A 13,752-nucleotide genomic window follows, 5' to 3' on the forward strand; every position below is an offset into this window, starting at 1 on the left:
GGTCAGTCAGGAGCATGCCCACCTTGCCTTGACACAGACGCGCTAAGTGGGCCGCAGCGGATATCGAAACGCTCCCGGACTGTGTCAAGTACACGGCGGTGCCGCTCCCGTTCGCGGTGGTGCGTGAGCAAGAACCTCGTCAAGCCCGGCAGGCGGCGCGGAAACGGGTACCACTTATCGAAATCGAGGCCGTTTTCGGTGAATACCTGCCTGGGAACGTTGTCGTAGATCAGGCTGAGGTTGTGCTGGACGAGCGCGAAGAGCACGTACGGAAAAGCCAGCGGCGCCTTCTGCCTGAGGTTCATCCAGTCGACTTCGTAGAGCGGTATCTCACCGAGTTTGTCCAAGAACAGCAGATGGCTCAGGAAATACCCGATGAACGCGGGCAAGTGCAGCGTGGCCGACCGCACGTTGATGGAAACGACTGCGCCACTGGGCGAAACGTACGGCTCGTAAGGGTATTCGTCGGGAAATTTGACGTATCCCGTGCAGTTGACGACCCAGCTGCCCGGTTGAATCGTCTTCGTCGAACCGCTCCGTAACACGAACTCCGTCGTGCCATTGCGATCGACTGCATCCTCGAAATAGTCCATAACCACATCGTTTAGCCCCGCGGAGATCGTGCGGTTCTCGGCCTGCGATAACACTCCCAACACAAAGTTGTCCGCCTGCGGGGTCAAGAACGTGCCATGGGTGGCCCGGTACCAGCCTTGGACCTCTGACTCGTTCGTGCCGTCATACCGGCGACTTAGCTGTGTGGCGATGGTGCTCGACGGCGTGCCCTTCCACCACCGCCGGGTGCCGCTCGGAAACAGGCTGTCGCGGCAGGAGAAGAACGTTCCTCGACCGGCGACGAGGTTTACCTCGCGACCGGGGTATGTCGTGATTAGTGCATGTGCGGTGTCCATCGCGGTCTTTCCGCCGCCGATGATCCACACCGGCGCATCGCTTTCGCTGATGTCGCCAGCCCGGACGTCGCAGTAGTCGGGCGACACCGAATGGACGCGTGCGCTGGAGATGTCGAGTGGTTCGTTCGGCGTGATTCCCAGGCCATAGGCTTTGATCAATCGCTTGGTCTCGACGACGAGCGTCCGGCCATTGGCAGCCCTGGCGGTGACCCGCACGATTCCGTCCGCTTCTTCCTCCGAGTCGAAGTCCCACCCGAAATGCTCGTCCACCTGCACCCGTTCCCTTATCACGTCGACGCAGTGCTGGAAATGATCGAGCACCTCGCCCTTGGTTGCCAAGTAGCCGCGATCCTTGCCGAGGGTCCACTTGATGTTGCCCGCCGTGAACATCGGGTGCGGTTGGTGCAGGCGCACATACGAGTACACATCGACCCACATGCCGCCGACGCGCGGCCGTCGATCGATCAGGATGACCTTGTGGTCCCGCGACAGGTATCGGCTCGCGGCGAACAGAGCGTTTAGCCCGGCGATGCCTGCTCCCACGATGCACACGTCGCAGGTTTCCACCGGCGGGGGCTGGGGTGCGGACATGCAAGCCGCCTTTCCTCGCGGAAGTCACAATTATGTGTCCACTCCGTGGCGCCGGCATGAGTAATCGACTACTTCACTCCCCGATGAGTTGCAGATGGTGCGTGACAGAACTGAACGCGGTCCCGAAACAGTCGCGAATCACCCCTGCGCGAGCTCGGCGACGGGCTGCCATTCCTCCCAGTTCGCGAGCCGGCTCTCGTAGTCGGCCTTGGCCGTTTCCAGCGGGGAAGCGCCGAAAAAGACTCGCAGCGGCGGCTTTTCGGCGTCGACAACCTTGAGCAGGGCAGCCGCGGATGCTGACGGGTCACCCGGGCTGGCCCACCGGCGGCTGCGCTCGGCCTGGACGGCGGCGCGAACGTCGTCGTAGGCCGGCAGCGGATCGGCATGCCGGGCCGAGTCGCCGGCCCAGTCGGTGTCGAAACCGCCCGGCTCGATCAGCGTGACGTGCACACCGAACGGAGCGACCTCCTGCGCCAGCGCCTGCGAAAAGCCCTCCAGCGCCCATTTCGACGCGTGGTAGATGCCGACCAAGGGAAACGCGGTTATTCCCCCGATCGAGGAAACCTGAATGATGTGGCCGCTGCCCTGCTCGCGCAGATACGGCAGGGCGGCCTGTGTGATCCACAGTGCCCCAAACACATTGGTCTCTATCTGATTTCGTGCGTCTTGCTCGGAGAGCTCCTCGACAAAGCCGAATTGACCGTAGCCGGCGTTGTTCACCACGATGTCGAGCCGGCCGAAGTGGTCGTGCGCCTGCTTGACCGCGGCGAAATCCGCTGCCCGGTCGGTCACGTCCAGGCGAATCGGCAGCAGTGCGTCACCGTACTTCTGCACCAAGTCGTCCAGCGCGGCGGTGTTGCGGGCCGTGGCGGCAACCTTGTCGCCGCGCTGAAGCGCCGCGATCGTCCACGCCCGGCCAAAGCCTCGCGATGTACCGGTGATAAACCAAACTTTTTCAGTCACGCCCTCTCACAACGCCGACGGCGGCACCTCATTCCCGACGGGTAGCGTTTCTCTGGTGAGTCGCGCGGAATTGGACAAGGATCCCCGGGATGTCGCGTCGATGTTCGACGGTGTCGCCCGCCGCTACGACCTGACCAACACCGTGCTGTCGATGGGCCAGGACCGGTACTGGCGCAAAGCCACCCGGTCGGCGCTGGCCATCGGGCCGGGTCAGAAGGTGTTGGACCTCGCCGCGGGCACCGCGGTGTCCACCGTCGAACTGGAGAAGTCGGGGGCCTGGTGTGTGGCGGCCGATTTCTCGGTCGGCATGCTGGCGGCGGGTGCCGCGCGCGACGTTCCGAAGGTCGCCGGTGATGCCACCAGGCTGCCGTTCGGCGACGACGTGTTCGATGCCGTGACAATCAGTTTCGGGCTGCGCAATGTGGTCGACACTCAGGCCGGCCTGCGTGAGATGGCCCGTGTCACTCGCCCCGGCGGCCGATTGGTGGTGTGCGAGTTCTCCACGCCCACCAACGCGCTGTTCGCCACGGTCTACAAGGAGTACTTGATGCGGGCGCTGCCGCGGGTGGCTCAGGCGGTGTCCAGCAATCCCGACGCTTACGTATACCTCGCGGAATCGATCAGGGCATGGCCCGATCAGGCGGCACTGGCGCAGCAGATAACCCAGGCCGGGTGGTCCGGGGTGCGCTGGCGCAACCTGACCGGCGGCATCGTCGCCCTACACGCCGGGACCAAGCCCCAACGCTGACGGGTTCTAGTGGTTGCCGGCGGCTTGGACCACGCCGACCTGGTCGGGGCAGTAGTGGTCGACCGCCGCGCCCAGGAACTGCAATGACTGCCCCTCGGTGGTGCCGCGCGGCAGGTTGCGCTGAATGAAAGTCGCGGATTGGTGGGCGTCGTGGTCCACGCCGCGGCCCAACCGGTCGCAGGTGATCTTGCCCAGCCACGCCAGTTGGTCCTGCGGCTGGTAGATGCCGAAGCCGTTGACGGTGTTCTTGAATGGCGCGTCGTAGTCGCTCGGGGGCGACGGTGTCCGCGGGGTGGGGTACGGCGCGGTCGGCGGCGGATCCGCCTGCGCCGGCACGGAGAGCTGCGCCGGCGCGGCCAGCGCGGCGAGCGCGATAGCAGCGGCGGCTCCGATAGTAGCCAGCATCGTTCCCTTCATTAGCTGGACTATACACGGCCCGTTCCGCGCGCGCGGGCGAAAGCCAAACGCCGATTTGCGGCCCGGAAGGGCACGCCAAAGCCCGTCGACCAGCGGCGATGCGGGAGAATCGGTCAGCTGAACGGCGTTCGGCGGTCGAGCAGCCGGGACAGCCGCCCGCCGCCCCGCCAGGCGCGCGCCACCCAGTCCGCGTCGTCGTCGGTGACCAGATTGGCCATCACCCGCACGGCGATGGTCATCAGCGTCGTCGAGCGCATCGCGATCGGTCCGGTCGACGGCAGGAACTGCTGGAACGTCAGCAGCAGCGCCAGCCTGCGCGCCACCGAGAAGCCGCGGCCGTAGTGCTGCTGCAGCAGCGACGGCCACACCTGCGACAGGTCGGGACAGTCCAGCAGCTCCGCGGCCAACCGCCCGGTCTCGAGCCCGTAGTCGATGCCCTCGCCGTTCAGTGGATTCACGCAGGCCGCGGCGTCGCCGATCAGCATCCAGTTGGCGCCCGCCACGCCCGACACCGCGCCGCCCATCGGCAGCAGCGCCGAGGCCACCGCCCGCGGATGGCCGGTAAAGCCCCACTCGTTGCGGCGCAGGTCGGTGTAGTAGTCGATCAGCGGCCGCAGCGCCAGATCGGCGGGGCGTTTGGACGTCGACAACGCTCCGACGCCGATGTTCACTTCGCCGTTGCCCAGCGGGAAGATCCAGCCGTAGCCGGGCAGCACTTTGTCCTTGGAGCCGTCGGGTCCACGCAGCTCCAGATGCGACGTCAACCAGGGGTCGTCGGCGCGCGCGGTCGTCAGATAGCCGCGGGCGGCGACGCCGTACACCGTTTCCTGATGCCAGCGCCGGCCCAGCTTGCGGCCCAGCGACGAACGGGCACCGTCAGCGACGATCAACTGACGGCAGCTCACCTCGCTGCCGTCGGCCAATGTCACCGATGTCACCCGGCCCAATGAATCATGTTGTGCAGCAACGGCTTTGGTGCCGAGCAGCATCCGCGCCCCGGAATCTTCGGCGACTTTGCGGATCCGGTCGTCCAGTTCGAAGCGGGCCACCGCGCTGCCGGTGGACGGGAATGACGGGCCGGGCCAATCCACTTCCAGCTCGCCGCCGAATCCGCTCATCCGCAGCCCCCGATGCCGGATGCGGCTGTCCAGCCAGTCGCCCAGCCCTAACCGTTCCAGCTCGGCGACCGCGCGCGGGGTCAGCCCGTCGCCGCAGGCCTTGTCGCGGGGAAAGCTCGCCGAATCGATGACCAGTACGTCGTTGCCGGCGCGGGCGGCCCACGCGGCCGCCGCCGAACCGGCGGGTCCCGCGCCCACGACCACCACTTGGGCTCGGGTCGCTCCCGTCTTCATGCACACCAGTATGTTTGGTGCCGTGAGTACTCCGGCAACGGTGGTGGCGGGCGTGGACTTCGGCAACCCCGCGTTCGCGGCGACCGTACGGGACGGTGTGGGGCGGATCGAGCAGCTCATGGACACCGAGCTGCGCAGCGCCGACGACATCATGACCGAGTCGCTGACGCACCTGTTCAAGGCCGGCGGAAAGCGGTTCCGGCCGCTGTTCACCGTGCTGTCGGCCCAGATCGGACCCAGCCCGGACTGCGCGGACGTCACCATCGCCGGTGCGGTCATCGAACTGGTGCACCTGGCCACGCTGTACCACGACGACGTCATGGACGAGGCGGAGGTTCGTCGCGGCACGCCCACCGCCAACGTGCGCTGGGGCAACAACGTCGCGATCCTGGCGGGGGATTATCTGTTCGCCACGGCCTCCCGGTTGGTTTCCCGACTGGGGCCTGACGCGGTGCGGCTGATCGCCGAGACGTTCGCCCAGTTGGTGACGGGACAGATGCGCGAAACGCGCGGCTTCGTCGAGGGGTCCGACCCGATCGAGCACTACCTGAAAGTGGTGTACGAGAAGACCGCCTGCCTGATCGCGGCGGCGGGCCGGTTCGGTGCGATGTTCTCGGGTGCGGACGCCGATCAGGTGGAGCGGCTGAGCCGCCTCGGCGGCATCGTGGGCACCGCGTTCCAGATCTCCGACGACATCATCGACATCGACAGTGACTCCCGCGAGTCCGGCAAACTGCCCGGCACCGACGTGCGCGAAGGCGTGCACACCTTGCCGATGGTCTACGCGCTGCGTGAATCCGGGCCCGAGGCGGCGCGGCTGCGTGAGCTGCTGGTCGGGCCCATCGAGGAGGACGACGCGGTGGCCGAGGCGCTGGCGCTGTTGCGGGCCTCGCCGGGCATGGTCAAGGCCAAGCAGTCGCTGCACGAGTACGCCGAGCAGGCGCGCCAGGAACTGGCCCTGTTACCGGACGTCCCCGGTCGCCACGCGCTGCAGACGCTGGTCGACTACACCATCAGCCGGCACGGCTAGCGGCGATCGCAAGCGCGACGCAGCCGGGCGCTGGGGGTACCCCGCGAAGCTGGGGGACGGGTCGCCACCATTCGGCAAGCGTCGCCTGCGACGGGACTGCGGAACCAAAAAGGCCGTCTCGGGCGTTCAATGAGCTGTAATCGGCAGTAACGCGCGCTTCCGAGTGTTCCGAGGAGGACACCGATGACCTGGCATCCGCATCACAACACGTTCAAGACGTTCGCGTTGTTGGTCGGCATGTCCGCGTTGATCGTCTTCGTCGGCTCGCTGTTCGGCAGGACCGCGATGTTCCTCGCGGTGCTGTTCGCCATCGGCATGAACGTCTACACATATTTCAACAGCGACAAACTGGCGCTGCGGGCGATGCACGCACAGCCGGTCTCGGAGGTCCAAGCGCCGGCGATGTACCGGATCGTGCGCGAGCTGGCCACCGCGGCGCACCAGCCGATGCCCCGGCTGTACATCAGCGACACCAACGCGCCCAATGCGTTCGCGACCGGGCGCAACCCCCGCAACGCGGCGGTCTGCTGTACCACCGGCATTCTGGACATCCTGGGCGAGCGCGAGTTGCGTGCCGTGCTGGGACACGAACTTTCGCATGTCTACAACCGCGACATCCTGATCTCGTGCATCGCCGGCGCGCTCGCGTCGGTGATCACCGCGCTGGCGAACATGGCCATGTTCGCCGGTATGTTCGGCGGTAACGACCGCGACGGCGAGAATCCCTTTGCGCTGCTGCTGGTTTCGCTCCTAGGTCCGATCGCGGCGACGGTGGTGCGGTTGGCGGTGTCGCGGTCACGCGAATACCAGGCGGACGAATCGGGCGCGGTGTTGACGGGTGACCCGCTGGCGCTGGCGTCGGCCCTGCGCAAGATTTCCGGCGGGGTCCAGGCGGCCCCGCTGCCGCCGGAGCCGCAGCTGGCCAGCCAGGCGCACCTGATGATCGCCAACCCGTTCCGGGCGGGCGAGCGGATCGGGTCGCTGTTTTCGACACACCCGCCGATCGAGGACCGTATCCGCCGGTTGGAGGAAATGGCGGGACGGTAGCCCGGTTCGCCAGTACCATCGGATTTGGATGGTGATGGCGATGACTGAACCCAACTCGATGGACATTCACGAAGCCGGCCTCGCGCTGGACCTGCCCGACTTGATCTTCGAAACACGCGCCGGTGCCGGTATGAACCAGGCCCAACTGGCCGAAGCGATGGGCACCACCCAGGAAGCCGTCGCTGCGTGGGAGGACGGGACCGAGGTGCCCCGTGTCGACGTGCTGCAACGGCTGGCGCGGGTGTGCGGCAAGCGGTTACACATCAGCATCGACGTCGACTGACCCTTGCGGCCAGCGGCGAACGAATTACGCTGCGGCCTCTGATCTTTCGGCTTCGACCGAGGATTCGTGGGTGTCGGACTGATCCGTCGCGGCCACGCCGTGGATCGCAACCGTGCCGCCCGTCGCCTCGTGCTGTTGCTGCCAGTCGGTAATAGCCTGGTGGGCAGCGTGATCGAGGTAGTGGACCGCTATGGCCACCGTCACCGTCGCGCCCTGCGGAACCGACGCCAGCATTCGCGTCAGCCTCGGCAGCGCCAGGAAGGTGCATGCCGCGCCCTCGATGCTCACCCGCCATTCGTCGTTCACCGATGTGGTTTCGACCTTGGCTCGGATGACTCGCCATCCGGTCAGCGTGATGGCCAGCGCGAGCCCGATCATGACGCCGTGCAGCAGGTTGAGGAAGATGACGCTGACGGCGGTCACAACGTAGACCGCGAGATCACCCTGTTTCATTGCGGTTTCGATGTGAGCAGGCTTCAGCAGCTGAATCCCGATCACGATGAGCAGCCCGGCGAGGGCGGCGGTGGGGATCTCCTCGACCAGCCCGGCGAACGGGATGGTGAACAACAGGATCCAGACGCCGTGCATAATCGCCGAAGCGCGAGATTTGGCCCCCGCGTTGACATTTGTCGAGCTGCGGACGATCACCCCGGTCACCGGCAGGCCGCCGATGGTGCCCGACACGATGTTGGCGGCTCCCTGCCCCACCAGTTCGCGGTTGAAATCGGTGCGGGGCCCGTGGTGCATCCGGTCGACCGACACCGCCGACAGCAGGCTTTCGACGCTGGCGATGAGCGCCACCGTGATCACGCCGATTGCGACCGCGCCCCAGTTGCCGTGGGGCAGGTCGGGCAACCGCAGCGCGTCCAGCGGTGACCCCTCGAGGTCGATCCGGCGCACGTGGAATCCGAAGACCACCGAGATGACCGTCACGGCGACGATGGCGACTAGGGGAGCCGGGACGCGGCGCACTTTGGCCGGAACCCATCGCCAGGCCACCAGGATCACGATCACCAGCACGCCCAGGATCACCCCGGGGCGGTGCGCACCGATGATCTGGCCGGGTAGTCCGATGAGGTTGTGCCAGGCCGTACTCTTGGATTTCCCGCCGAGCAGTACGTGCGCCTGCTGCAGGGCGATCGTGATGCCGATGCCGGCCAGCATGGCGTGCACGACGACCGGTGAGATCGCCAGGGCGGCGCGCGCAACACGGCTGAGTCCCAACAGAACCTGCACGACTCCGGCGGCAACGGTGATCAAGCACGTTATGCCCCAACCGAAATCGGCAACCAGGCCGGCGACAATTACCGTCAGCCCTGCCGCGGGGCCGCTGACCTGCAGCGGGGATCCACCCAACGAGCCGACGACGATTCCGCCGACGATCGCGGCGATCAGGCCGGCGAGCACGGGGGCGCCCGAAGCGATTGCGATGCCCAGCGACAGGGGCAGGGCGACCAGGAAGACCACGAGTGAGGATGGCAGATCGTGCCGGATGACGCCGCGCAACCGATCGACACGCGGTTCGGTCCGGCCTTGAGCGCGGGTTTTCTCACCCGACTGTTCGACGTTGTGCATCGGTCGCGTCCCTCGGTAGGTGTTAGCGGGGGATGTTCCGATATCCGCCCCATTGTGAGCCCATTACCTCTTCGTAACGCGCTGGCGTACAGACGATTACGGCCGGACTAACCCGCAGGATCGCGCCCGGAAACCCCTGGCCACCTGGGTCGACGGTATTTTGCTGGCAAAGGCCGGTCAAGCCGACGGGCGCGGCCCATAGAGAACGCAAAGATTTGAATTCCTGGCGTAAAGCCGCCAGCTCAGAAGCCGGACCCGTGCACCTCGTGCCCCGGCACCTCGGCGATCAGGCCCCGATAGGCCTCCTCGACGGTGGAACCGTGATTGATCACGGCGTCGACTTCACGGGCGATCGGCATGGTCAGGCCGAATTCGTTGGCAAACTCCATGATCACGCTGGCGGCCTTGACACCTTCGGCGACCTGGTTCATCGAGGCGATGATCTCGTCGATCGGCTTGCCCGCCCCCAGTTGTTCACCGACGTGTCGGTTGCGGCTGCGCTGGCTGGTACAGGTGACGATCAAGTCGCCCAGGCCGGCCAGCCCCGGGAAGGTGTCGGGGTTACCGCCCAGGGCGACGCCCAGCTTGGTCATCTCGCGAAGCGCGCGGGCAATCACCAGCGCGCGGGTGTTCTCCCCGATGCCCAGCGAGTAGCCCATCCCGACCGAGATGGCGTAGACGTTCTTCAGCGCGCCGGCCATCTCGACGCCGATGACGTCGTCGGTGGTGTACACGCGGAAGCGCCGCGTGCGGAACAGGCCCGACAGCCGGGTCGCCAGATGCTGGTCGGGCATCGCCAGCACCGCCGCGGCGGCATAGCCTTCGCCCACCTCGCGCGCGATGTTCGGTCCGGCCAGGATCCCCGCGGGGTGGCCGGGCAGCGTCTCCTCGATGATCTGCGACATCCGCATGTTGGTGCCCTGCTCGAGTCCCTTGACCAGCGAGACCACCGGCACCCACGGCCGCAGCTCCTTCGCCAGCTCGCTCAGCACCCCCCGAAAGCCGTGCGAGGGAACGCCCATCACGACGACGTCCGCCGAGTTCGCCGCCTCGGCGAAGTCGGTGGTGGCGCGCAGGGTGTCGCTGAGCACGACGTCGTTGCCGAGGTAACGGCTGTTGCGGTGGTTCTCGTTGATGTCGGAGGCGGTGGCCTCGGAGCGCACCCACTGCAGTGTCGGCCCGCGACGCGCGCAGATTGATGCCACGGTGGTGCCCCAGGAACCGCCACCGAGGACGACGACGTTGGGTTCGCGCTTCTCAGATGCCATGGCGATCAGCGTATTGGGGACACCTGCGAATTTGTAGGAGTTCACGAAGCGGGGTCGGCAACGGCGTGTGCCTGCACACCGCGGGCGTCGCGGAGTGGTATCTGCGGCTGCCCATGCTGAATTCATAACTACCGATGACAACATTTGCGTTCGATCAGCCGGGGGCCGCAATTTTCCCGCCACTCCTCGAAAAGGCATGGGAAATTCATATTTCTTAGCGGGACGACTCGCATTCGGCACGGCAAATGGCCCGCCCTCATGTCGGAGTCATAAACAACATCCGATGCCTTCCCCGCCAAAAGCCAACTCGCTTAAAGCCACTGGTGAAGCGCACACAGGGGCGCGGCAAGACGAAACGGCGAGCGGCTAAAAATCAGCATGAATGTTGCCGAAAAGACAAGCTCAAGGTCCATTTGTATAAATTGCCGACGCTGAATTCGCCATACCCTCGTTTAGCGTTTCGCGACATCCGAACACACGCTGAAGGGAAAACGGTATGTCTTTCGTGACTGTCCAGCCAGACCAGCTGTCGGCGGCGGCAAGCAATCTCCAGTCGATTACCGCGGCGCTCAACGTCGGCAAAGCGGCCGCGGCCATCCCGACGACGGGGGTCGTACCGGCCGCCGCGGACGAGGTGTCGGCGTTGACGGCGGCGCAGTTCGCCGCCCACGCGGTGCAGTTTCAGGCGCTGGCCGCCCGGGCCCTCGCGGTGCATGAATTGCTGGCGGCCACCCTGGCGCACAGCGCGGGGACCTACGCGGCCACCGAGACGGCGAACGCCGCCGCGTCGGCGCTGTAGAGCGGAGACGCAGATGGACTACGCGCTACTGCCGCCGGAGATCAACTCGGGTCGCCTGTACGCCGGCCCGGGAGCGGGTTCGTTGTTGGCCGCCGCCGCAAGCTGGGGTGAGCTGGCGGCACAGTTGCACAGCAGCGGGGCCTCCTTTCAGTCCGTCATCTCCGCACTGACCGGCGGGCCCTGGCTGGGGCCGTCGGCGCTGGCACTGGCTGCGGCGACCACCTCGTGTGTGACGTGGTTGCGCACCAGCGCGGGGAACGCCGAGCTGGCCTCCAGCCAGGCGACGATGGCAGCGGCGGCGTACGAGACAGCCTTCGCGCTGACGGTGCCGCCGCCGGTCATCGCGGCCAACCGCGCGCTACTGGCGTCGCTGATCGCGTCAAATGTCCTGGGACAGAACACCGCCGCGATCGCCACCGTCGAGGCGGAGTATTTCGAAATGTGGGCACAAGACGCCGCGGCGATGTACGGCTACGCGGGGTCCTCGGCGACGGCCGCACAGTTGACCGAATTCGACGAGCCGGCGGAAGTGACCAATCCCGCCGCATCGTCCGAGCAGGCCGCCGCGGTCGCGAAAGCCGTTGGCAATTCGGGTCAGAGCGGGGCGCAAGACGTCGCGGCGAACGCGAACGCGCAGGCCGCGGAGAATTTGCAGACTCTGGCCGAGCCGACTTTCGGCAACCTCAAGCCGATCGATGAATGGATCTCGGAGAACACCCCGTTCGACGACATGGCCTCTATGTACTCGAAATACGTTGTGCCATATATCTCTACGGGACAGGTCGGCGTGCAGACGGCGCAGTCCTTCGGGCAGATCAGCAACGGAATCACGGCCATGAGCACCTTCGGCAAGGCTCTGGCCCCGGCGGCGTCCTCGGCGGCTCAGGCGGCGGGAAACGGCGCCAAGGCGCTGGGCGCGGCCGGGGCCGGTCTGGGCAACGCCGGGTCGGTGGCAGTGGGTGTGGGGCGCGCGGTTCCGTTGGGAGCGCTGTCCGTCCCACCTAGCTGGGCTCCGGTCACCGCCGTCATCAACCCCGGGGTCGCGACGCTGACGGGTGCGACCTCCGCGGTACCGCCAGCCGCGAACGGGATGCATCCGATGCCGATGACGCCGTTCGGGACGATCGTCGGTCAAGGGAGCTGGCGCAACCTGCCGACCTACGGATTCAAACCGTCGGTGATGGCCAGACCGCCGGCGGCGGGTTAGCCGGCAAGCGATGCCGGGTCGTCGACGCGGCCGAACACCATCGCCTCCTCGATGCGGTCGAACCGGTAGTCGAGGGCATCGGCCAGATAGTTCTGCCGCACATTCCAGGGCCGCTTGGTGCCCGACTTCGGCAGCATGTGCACCGAGCGCAGCACGTAGCCCGCGTTGATGTCCCACGATGGCTTCTCGGCCATCGGCTCGTTGCCCCGATGTGGGGCGGCGTGTGTGTAGCCGTGAGAGGCCATGTGTTCTATCAGCTTTGCCGTTGCCCGGGCGGTGATGTCGGCGCGCAGCGTCCACGACGCGTTGGTATAGCCCACGCACCAGAACAGGTTCGGCACGTCTTCGAGCATGTGCGCTTTGTATACGAAACGGTCGCTGACCTTGATTTCGTTGCCGTCCAGGCTGATCGCGGCCCCGCCCAGCGCCTGCAGCTGCAGGCCGGTGGCGGTGACGATGATGTCGGCGGCGAGGTGTCCACCGGATTTCAGCGCGATACCCGTCGCGTCGAAGTGATCGATGTGATCGGTGACCACCTCGGCGCCGCCCGCGGTGATGGCGCTGTACAGGTCGGCGTCCGGGATCAGGCACATCCGCTGGTCCCACGGGTTGTAGCGCGGCTTGAAGTGGGTGTCGACGTCGTAGCCGGGGGGCAGGCTGCTGATGGCCTTGCGCCGCAGCAACCACCGCACCAGGCCCGGCGCCTTGCGGGACAACGCGAAGAACACCGCCTCGGTCAGGGCGCTGTACAGGCGGATGACGAGGTGAGCGGGCTTGCGGGGCAACAGCTTTCGAGCCAGCGCGGCAACGGCGCCGTACTTGGACGCGGAAATGAGGTAGGTCGGCGAGCGCTGCAGCATGGTCACTTTGGCGGCGCGGTCGGACAACGACGGCAGCAGCGTGACCGCGGTCGCCCCGCTGCCGATCACCACGACCTGCTTGCCGGAATAATCCAGGTCTTCGGGCCAGTGCTGCGGGTGCACGACGGCGCCCGTGAACTGATCGATGCCGGGGAAGTCGGGGGTGTAGCCCTCGTCGTAGTTGTAGTAGCCGCTGCCGAAGAACAGGAAGCGGCCCCGGTACAGCTTGCGTGCCCCGTCCTGCTCGACGGTGACCGTCCAGGTGTCGGTTGTGGAGTCCCAGTCCGCCGAGCGCACATGGCTGTTGAACCGGATGTGCCGGTCGATGCCGTACTTGCGGGCGGTGGCGGCCAGGTACTCGCGGATGTGCACGCCGTCGGCGACGCCCTCTTTGCGGGTCCACGGCTCGAACGGGAAGGACAGCGTGAAGATGCTGCTGTCCGAGCGCACGCCGGGATAGCGGAACAAGTCCCAGGTGCCGCCGATCTGCGCCCGCCGCTCCAGGACGGTGTACGTCAGGTGCGGATTGCGCTCGGTGATCCGATACGCCGCACCGATGCCGGAGATGCCGGCGCCGACGATGATCACATCGGAGTATCCGGCCTCGGTGGCACCGCTATTCGCGGTCTCCTGGGGAGTCACGGTCATCGTGAACCTCTGCTCAAATTGTGGGACTCGTCACCAGCCTAGAGACCCACCGGTTG

The 13,752-nt window shown here is 66.4% G+C and carries 13 protein-coding genes; 6 read left to right on the forward strand and 7 right to left on the reverse strand.

The genetic code is table 11. From position 1 onward, the window contains the following. Window positions 1-2 precede the first annotated feature (2 nt). Together A5753_RS01085 and A5753_RS01090 are read right to left on the reverse strand one after the other, a co-directional pair. Window positions 3-1,499 carry an FAD-dependent oxidoreductase gene (locus A5753_RS01085; protein ID WP_067122241.1) on the reverse strand — a complete coding sequence of 499 codons (1,497 nt, stop codon included), beginning with the start codon at window positions 1,497-1,499 and terminating at the stop codon, window positions 3-5. A gap of 138 nt (window positions 1,500-1,637) precedes the next feature. Further along, window positions 1,638-2,462 (reverse strand): SDR family oxidoreductase, encoded by an 825-nt coding sequence (locus tag A5753_RS01090; RefSeq protein WP_067122245.1) that lies wholly within the window; start codon window positions 2,460-2,462, stop codon window positions 1,638-1,640. Window positions 2,463-2,517: 55 nt separating this feature from the next. Between A5753_RS01090 and A5753_RS01095 the strand changes: the two genes are divergently transcribed. Then, on the forward strand, window positions 2,518-3,210 hold the full coding sequence (locus A5753_RS01095) for a demethylmenaquinone methyltransferase (protein WP_067122249.1): 693 nt from the start codon (window positions 2,518-2,520) through the stop codon (window positions 3,208-3,210). A 6-nt stretch (window positions 3,211-3,216) separates the two neighbouring features. Here A5753_RS01095 and A5753_RS01100 read toward each other — a convergent pair whose 3' ends face one another. Together A5753_RS01100 and menJ are read right to left on the reverse strand one after the other, a co-directional pair. Beyond that, complete coding sequence (locus tag A5753_RS01100; RefSeq protein WP_067122252.1) at window positions 3,217-3,627, reverse strand: DUF732 domain-containing protein; 411 nt, start codon at window positions 3,625-3,627, stop codon at window positions 3,217-3,219. A 113-nt stretch (window positions 3,628-3,740) separates the two neighbouring features. Further along, window positions 3,741-4,979: a menaquinone reductase gene (menJ, locus tag A5753_RS01105; RefSeq protein WP_067122255.1), complete on the reverse strand. Its 1,239-nt coding sequence runs from the start codon at window positions 4,977-4,979 to the stop codon at window positions 3,741-3,743. Between the two features lie 22 nt (window positions 4,980-5,001). Between menJ and grcC1 the strand changes: the two genes are divergently transcribed. The 3 genes from grcC1 to A5753_RS01120 all read left to right on the forward strand — a co-directional run bounded on the left by grcC1 (window position 5,002) and on the right by A5753_RS01120 (window position 7,339). Further along, window positions 5,002-6,009 carry a nonaprenyl/(2E,6E)-farnesyl/geranylgeranyl diphosphat synthase gene (gene grcC1, locus A5753_RS01110; RefSeq protein WP_067122573.1) on the forward strand — a complete coding sequence of 336 codons (1,008 nt, stop codon included), beginning with the start codon at window positions 5,002-5,004 and terminating at the stop codon, window positions 6,007-6,009. Window positions 6,010-6,192: 183 nt separating this feature from the next. Beyond that, complete coding sequence (gene htpX / locus A5753_RS01115; protein WP_067122257.1) at window positions 6,193-7,056, forward strand: zinc metalloprotease HtpX; 864 nt, start codon at window positions 6,193-6,195, stop codon at window positions 7,054-7,056. Between the two features lie 22 nt (window positions 7,057-7,078). After that, window positions 7,079-7,339 (forward strand): helix-turn-helix transcriptional regulator, encoded by a 261-nt coding sequence (locus A5753_RS01120; RefSeq protein ID WP_156655852.1) that lies wholly within the window; start codon window positions 7,079-7,081, stop codon window positions 7,337-7,339. Between the two features lie 24 nt (window positions 7,340-7,363). Here the strand turns inward: A5753_RS01120 and A5753_RS01125 are convergent, their stop codons facing one another. Both A5753_RS01125 and A5753_RS01130 read right to left on the reverse strand, forming a co-directional pair. Further along, the gene (locus tag A5753_RS01125; RefSeq protein ID WP_067122265.1) at window positions 7,364-8,914 is read right to left on the reverse strand and encodes a SulP family inorganic anion transporter; all 1,551 of its coding nucleotides are present in this window, start codon (window positions 8,912-8,914) and stop codon (window positions 7,364-7,366) included. A gap of 242 nt (window positions 8,915-9,156) precedes the next feature. Next, window positions 9,157-10,182: an NAD(P)H-dependent glycerol-3-phosphate dehydrogenase gene (locus tag A5753_RS01130; protein ID WP_067122576.1), complete on the reverse strand. Its 1,026-nt coding sequence runs from the start codon at window positions 10,180-10,182 to the stop codon at window positions 9,157-9,159. 496 nt (window positions 10,183-10,678) lie between these two features. Between A5753_RS01130 and A5753_RS01135 the strand changes: the two genes are divergently transcribed. Together A5753_RS01135 and A5753_RS01140 are read left to right on the forward strand one after the other, a co-directional pair. Further along, on the forward strand, window positions 10,679-10,981 hold the full coding sequence (locus tag A5753_RS01135) for a PE family protein (protein WP_067122268.1): 303 nt from the start codon (window positions 10,679-10,681) through the stop codon (window positions 10,979-10,981). A gap of 13 nt (window positions 10,982-10,994) precedes the next feature. Then, entirely contained in the window at window positions 10,995-12,188 is a 1,194-nt protein-coding gene (locus A5753_RS01140) for a PPE family protein (protein ID WP_067122271.1), read from the forward strand. Here the strand turns inward: A5753_RS01140 and A5753_RS01145 are convergent. After that, window positions 12,185-13,696, reverse strand: coding sequence for an NAD(P)/FAD-dependent oxidoreductase (locus tag A5753_RS01145; RefSeq protein WP_067122274.1), 1,512 nt, complete (start codon window positions 13,694-13,696; stop codon window positions 12,185-12,187). The genes A5753_RS01140 and A5753_RS01145 overlap by 4 nt on opposite strands. Between the last annotated feature and the right edge of the window lie 56 nt (window positions 13,697-13,752).

This window comes from Mycobacterium sp. 852002-51971_SCH5477799-a (assembly GCF_001667145.1).
Classification (GTDB): domain Bacteria; phylum Actinomycetota; class Actinomycetes; order Mycobacteriales; family Mycobacteriaceae; genus Mycobacterium.

What these genes read in the sequence shown, in the direction of transcription:
- A5753_RS01145 (WP_067122274.1), bottom strand. Translation starts at nt 13,696, where the DNA reads ATGACCGTGACTCCCCAGGAGACCGCGAATAGCGGTGCCACCGAGGCC.
- A5753_RS01130 (WP_067122576.1), bottom strand. Translation starts at nt 10,182, where the DNA reads ATGGCATCTGAGAAGCGCGAACCCAACGTCGTCGTCCTCGGTGGCGGT.
- menJ (WP_067122255.1), bottom strand. Translation starts at nt 4,979, where the DNA reads ATGAAGACGGGAGCGACCCGAGCCCAAGTGGTGGTCGTGGGCGCGGGA.
- A5753_RS01125 (WP_067122265.1), bottom strand. Translation starts at nt 8,914, where the DNA reads ATGCACAACGTCGAACAGTCGGGTGAGAAAACCCGCGCTCAAGGCCGG.
- A5753_RS01135 (WP_067122268.1), top strand. Translation starts at nt 10,679, where the DNA reads ATGTCTTTCGTGACTGTCCAGCCAGACCAGCTGTCGGCGGCGGCAAGC.
- htpX (WP_067122257.1), top strand. Translation starts at nt 6,193, where the DNA reads ATGACCTGGCATCCGCATCACAACACGTTCAAGACGTTCGCGTTGTTG.
- A5753_RS01140 (WP_067122271.1), top strand. Translation starts at nt 10,995, where the DNA reads ATGGACTACGCGCTACTGCCGCCGGAGATCAACTCGGGTCGCCTGTAC.
- A5753_RS01100 (WP_067122252.1), bottom strand. Translation starts at nt 3,627, where the DNA reads ATGAAGGGAACGATGCTGGCTACTATCGGAGCCGCCGCTGCTATCGCG.
- A5753_RS01085 (WP_067122241.1), bottom strand. Translation starts at nt 1,499, where the DNA reads ATGTCCGCACCCCAGCCCCCGCCGGTGGAAACCTGCGACGTGTGCATC.